The sequence below is a fragment of the Alkalitalea saponilacus genome (assembly GCF_900168165.1).
Classification (GTDB): domain Bacteria; phylum Bacteroidota; class Bacteroidia; order Bacteroidales; family Marinilabiliaceae; genus Natronoflexus; species Natronoflexus saponilacus.
The window spans coordinates 1-5,398 of sequence record NZ_FUYV01000043.1 but is presented as its reverse complement, the minus strand read 5'-3'; the positions used below and the strand labels follow the sequence as shown (position 1 = coordinate 5,398).

The following is a 5,398-nucleotide window of genomic DNA, read 5'->3' as shown; positions in this document are numbered from 1 at the left end:
ACTGTTCAAAAAGCAGAAAGTACGGATTAACAAAATATTTCGGTTAGCATACATACCCATTATAAGGCATGTAAAAATCAAAGCAAAGTCGAATCCATTCGACATTAACGACCAGAAATATTTCAAACAAAGATTCATAGACCTTAAAGTGAAATCCTCTAAAACCAAACAAAATTGCATAGCTTTAAAGAATGTAAATGACATTAACAGAAATTTGCTAAACCTGTGGAACATACAACCGGAGTGTATTTATCAAGACACTTTTAGAAATGCCCGAGCTGCGTGATGGGAAACTATCATGCGCAGTTCTTAGGGGGCGTAAGCTACCCGATATTTTAGGAAAACCCTAATAATCAACGATTCTAAAATACTTATAAATAAACACAATGATTAAAAATGTATTCTTCTTATTAATGATTTTAACAATAACCTCTTGTAAAACGGAAATTGAAAGAATGAATTGGAAACATTGTGGTGGAAATAGTATTGGGGATTTTATTGATTTTAGGAGCAAAAAATATAAGTTAATTAATGATTCTATTTTCTTTGTCAATGAACCTGTTGGTGTTGTATTGAACGTGAACAAAAGATTAACGGATTATCAATTAATAATTCAAGAATTAAATGACACTACACTTTGTTATTATTGCAGTAAATAAACAACATTAATTTGATGATTATTAACCCAATACAACTATGAATCTTTTTTTTGGAACCTTAACTTTGCTATTGATTTCTTTGTGTATTACAGCACAAGAATTTGAAGTGCCTAATAATTATGCACTTAAAGAAAAAGATGACTATGCTAAATATGAAGCTGATGTTCTGAAAGGAATTGATTGGCTATTTAAAACTCCAATTAATATCAAGTCAGACAAAAGAAAAGAAATTAACACATTCTTAATGACATGGATGACAGGCAGTCCTACGGTTAGAATAGAGATAAAACAAGAAATAGTTAATTTTCTAAAACCTAATCCTGATTTGCTAATAATTTTTTTATGCGGCTGGACAAAATACTCGCTTGAAAGTAATGATTATAAAAACAAGATATTGGGAAATCAAAAGGGATTAGAAGCGGTTATTGAGTTTTATATCAAAAATAAAGAAAACTTGAAGAAAGATAATAATGTGGAAAAATACATTAAACTTCAAAATAAGAGTAAACTTGAAGAATATATTAAGAAAAATGTCTAAAAAAACTACCCATATACCTTATGTAAATACAATAATTTAGGCGATTATGCGAATTTTACTACTCCGCACTAGAGTTCGGAACAGCAGACAGAGAAGACTCCCACAATCCCCAACATTTCATAAATGTGACCGTTTTGGGTTATTAAAATAGACCTATGAAACATATAATCTTAGTATTATTGACGCTGTTTTTTATTAGTTGTTCAGTGACTAATAAGTTGAATAGGCAGCTTGACCGCAGTCAAAAAGCGTCATTAAAAGATTCTCCATTTGAAACAGCAAGCGGAATGACTTCGAAACTGAAAGTACAGAAAAAATATAGAATTCAGTACGAAGAAGAGCTGAATAAATTGCTAGCGGAAAATATGAATGACACAATTATATTGATTGAAAAATATGATTTCATATGTATTGGTTGTCCTGCAGATAATATCCAGATTTTCATAAGAAACAAACTAATTCAATATAATAAGCAAATTCCAGAGAAAAATTATAGGAGAACAGAGAAGCTACTTACTGAACATTTATGTGATTCAACTGGCTATTGCTACAGTATCATAATTGAATTAAAAAAAGAAATCGCAAAAGGATTTATGTGGAATAGTAAACCAGAAAACTTCGGTACAGATAACTGTTTTGGTGGTGGTCACACTTTCTATTCTGTAATTTATCCAAATGGTGAAATTGAATCAATGTATATGAGATGCTGGATGCCAAAAGAATTTAGAAACGAAGAATAAACAACACACCCACAACATCATATATAAAATATTGGGGTTTTGGTGTTTAAGTGAATCTTTCTGCCCCGCACCAACTTTTGTAACGGCAGACAGTGATGACGCCCGCAATCCCCAACATTTCATATATGTGACCGTTATAGGGCATTTGGGGATACGGAATAGCAAATAAATTTTGTATTTTAGCATGGTAAAATTGGACAAATAATGACAAAAAAAGAAACGAAAGATAAAGCAAGACAATACAAACCGTCAACAGTAAGACGATTAGATACTCTTTCGGGAAATGAATGTGCTCATCCCGATTGTTCAAAAAAACTGATTGCTGAAGATGGGGTTTCAATAATTAGTAAAATTTGTCACATTGCTGCTGCGAGCAAAGAAGGTCCAAGGTTTGATGATAATATGACCGATGATGAAAGAAGGGGCTTTGATAATCTAATATTGCTTTGTGACGAACATCACGTGATGATAGACAATAAGGAAAATGAAGCTCAATACCCAACTTCTATTTTAAAAGAATGGAAACATTCTCACGAAAAAAAGATTTTAGAATTAATTTCAAGTAAGAATTTATTATCAAAACATCCATTAGCTTTAAATAAAGTAATTAATACAATTGGCTCTAAAATGGATGAAGTTCTTGATTTACCAGAAACTGAAAATGCCCCAAATACAGAAACCAAAATTCTATTTAATAACGTTAAAAGATATGAATCAGTGATTAGGGAATTCGCTCCCTATCAAGTGAAACTTAACAAGATTTATGAAGTAATTGAAAAAGAAGGTTCCACCAAAAAGGAGTTAGTTTTATATAATATTAAGCGAATTTATCTGAGAGTAAAATCGGAATATAAAGACATTGAAGAAATTAGGAATAATGCTGATATTATTCTGGATAAAGTGATTGAAATTATATGGGATAATGTTGATAAAGCACCGAATAAGTTGGATGAATTTGACCAAGAAACAATTGATTTCAGTTTGATGATAGTAATTGTTGATGCGTTTATGCGTTGTAATATTTTGGAAGAACCACCTAAGCAGAAATAAATCATGATAATTGATAAAAACATTAATCCAGAAAGAGATTTATATTATTTGGGGGGGATTCTAATAGATATTCTTCAAAAAAAGAATAATAAAGAAGTCGATTATATGGATTTATACACATTAATTAATAATGAAAAAGAAATTACAATCAATTTATATTCATTAACATTGGATTGGCTATTTATTTTAGGAATAGTAGTTAAAGGTGAAAACGGAAAAATAAAAAAATGTTTCTAAAGAGTCTAAAAATAGAGAATAGTCTCGGTTTAATCCGTGAAATTGAATTTCATAGAGGACTCAATTTGATTGTGGATGAAACCATAGAAAAGGATAAAAGAACAACAGGTAATAATGTTGGTAAAACAACAGTTTTGCGACTTGTAGATTTTTGTTTGGGTTCAAGTGGGAAAAACATTTATCAAGATTCCGAATTCAAAGAACAAGAAAACAGCACAATTAAGGATTTTTTAATTAACACAGAGGTTATCGTTGTTTTAACGCTCGTTGACGATTTAGACTTCCCATCAGATATAATTACCATAAAGAAGAATTTCTTAAAATACGGAAAGAAAATTCAAGAAATCAATGGGGAGGCAATAATAAATGAAAAAGAATTTGACCTAAAACTTAAAGAGTTAATATTTAACACAAGTGTTGAAAAGCCAACATTTAAACAAATTGTTTCTAAAAACATTCGTGACGAAAAAAATAAACTAGCAAACATTGTAAAAGTTTTAAATCCATATACTAAAATTGAAGAATATGAAGCTTTATTTCTTTTTTGGTTAGGAATAAATACGGACACCCATAATCAGAAGGAACTTTTAGGAAAAGAAAAAACCAGAGAAGAAAGTTTTCAAAAAAGACTTAAAAAAGAAGGCGAATTATCATTAATTGAACAACAACTTGAACTGGTTAATTCAAAAATTGAGGAACTTCAAAAAATAAAAGCCAATTTTAATTTTAACGAAAAGTTTGAAGCTCAATTAGTAGAGCTAAATCATTTAAAGTTAAATCTTTCAAAACTTTCTACAGAACTAAGTAGATTGAATATGAGAAGAGAATTAATTCTCGAAAGTAAAGTAGAATTAGAAAATGAAAGAACTAACATTGATGTAAATCAGATAGAGTCATTATATAGCAAAGCTTCAAAGCTGATACCTAATTTACAAGTCTCTTTTGAAGAAACTGTTAAATTTCACAATGACCTTTTGGATGAGAAAATCAAATACATTGAATATGAGTTACCGGCATTGACAGAAAAACTTAAATCAATTTCAAAGGATATCTCATCATTTAGAAGACGCGAACGAGAATTATCTGAGTTTGTAAGTGCATCAGATTATAGTGATGATTATGACAAAATTCTAATTGAATTGAATTCATTTTTTGAAAAGAAAGGCAATTTAGAAGAGAGAAAAAAATTCTGGATTACATCGAATGAAAAACTTTATCGTATTAATGAAGAATTAGAAACAATTAACTCGGAAATTAATTCTAAGGACAGTATAATCCAAAAAAGAATAACGCTTTTTAATAAGTTCTTTACAAAAATATCAAGTCAGCTTTATGGGGAAGAGTATTTATTAAGTACTCAAAAAAACGAAAAAGGATACGATTTAATTGTAACAAATATTGAAGGTAACCCTAGTACAGGAAAAAAGAAGGGACAAATTGCTGCATTTGATTTCGCCTATGTATTATTTGCAGAAGAGATTGAATTGAAATTTATTCACTTTATAATGCACGACCAACTTGAAAATATGCACGACAATCAATTAAGCACAATTTTGGTTGATTTAGCTAACTCAATAAATTGCCAATTCATTCTCCCCATTGTTAGAGATAAAATACCATCTGATATTGATATTGAAAAATTCATAATTTTGAGACTTTCTGAGAATATTAAATTGTTCAAAAAGTAAAAACGCCCTATAACATCGTATATAAAACATTTGGCAGTCAGTGGGTTATCGAGCATTTCAACCCGCATCAAAAGTAGTTGTAACTTGACAGGAAAGTGCTTCGAAATGCCAAACGTTTCATATACGTGACCGTTGGCGTTAGTGCGACCTGCAAAGGTCTTTAATTGAGTGATTAACTTGTTCTTTGAAACACTGATTAATCCTATTGTTCCGTCAATAGTACCTTACCGGGACACCGGATGTATGGTGAAGCCATTATCGGGTGAAGCTCCCGGGACAATGTTCCTAATCATGACACGTGTGTCAATATGAGGGTATGAAATTCGTGAGAAAAGTAATGCCTCCGATGCTTCCTAAGTTGGTTGAAGGGCTAAGGTAGAACGGCATGGTTAAATTAAATGAAGGTTTGCAGAACCCGTCATTAAACGGAAAAGGCGAAAAAGGAAGATGATACGCCTTGACCAAAATGGTAAGTGGTATGGTTGT

General features: G+C 30.7%; 7 protein-coding genes. 6 read left to right on the top strand and 1 reads right to left on the bottom strand.

The features are described from left to right. Positions 1-386 precede the first annotated feature (386 nt). The 6 genes from B5X70_RS17285 to B5X70_RS17260 all read left to right on the top strand — a co-directional run bounded on the left by B5X70_RS17285 (position 387) and on the right by B5X70_RS17260 (position 4,912). Positions 387-659 carry a hypothetical protein gene (locus B5X70_RS17285; RefSeq protein WP_079559159.1) on the top strand — a complete coding sequence of 91 codons (273 nt, stop codon included), beginning with the start codon at positions 387-389 and terminating at the stop codon, positions 657-659. 37 nt (positions 660-696) lie between these two features. Further along, positions 697-1,197: a hypothetical protein gene (locus B5X70_RS17280; RefSeq protein WP_079559158.1), complete on the top strand. Its 501-nt coding sequence runs from the start codon at positions 697-699 to the stop codon at positions 1,195-1,197. Positions 1,198-1,352: 155 nt separating this feature from the next. Beyond that, positions 1,353-1,937, top strand: a complete 585-nt coding sequence (locus B5X70_RS17275) for a hypothetical protein (RefSeq protein ID WP_079559157.1) — start codon at positions 1,353-1,355, stop codon at positions 1,935-1,937. 204 nt (positions 1,938-2,141) lie between these two features. Further along, positions 2,142-2,987, top strand: a complete 846-nt coding sequence (locus B5X70_RS17270) for an ABC-three component system protein (protein WP_079559156.1) — start codon at positions 2,142-2,144, stop codon at positions 2,985-2,987. A gap of 3 nt (positions 2,988-2,990) precedes the next feature. Next, on the top strand, positions 2,991-3,224 hold the full coding sequence (locus tag B5X70_RS17265) for an ABC-three component system middle component 6 (protein WP_079559155.1): 234 nt from the start codon (positions 2,991-2,993) through the stop codon (positions 3,222-3,224). Beyond that, positions 3,215-4,912, top strand: coding sequence for a DUF2326 domain-containing protein (locus tag B5X70_RS17260; RefSeq protein ID WP_079559154.1), 1,698 nt, complete (start codon positions 3,215-3,217; stop codon positions 4,910-4,912). The genes B5X70_RS17265 and B5X70_RS17260 overlap by 10 nt, the downstream gene beginning before the upstream one ends. Positions 4,913-5,215: 303 nt before the next feature. Here the strand turns inward: B5X70_RS17260 and B5X70_RS18430 are convergent. Beyond that, on the bottom strand, positions 5,216-5,398 hold a 183-nt coding region (locus B5X70_RS18430), incomplete at its 5' end, for a hypothetical protein (protein ID WP_234995090.1).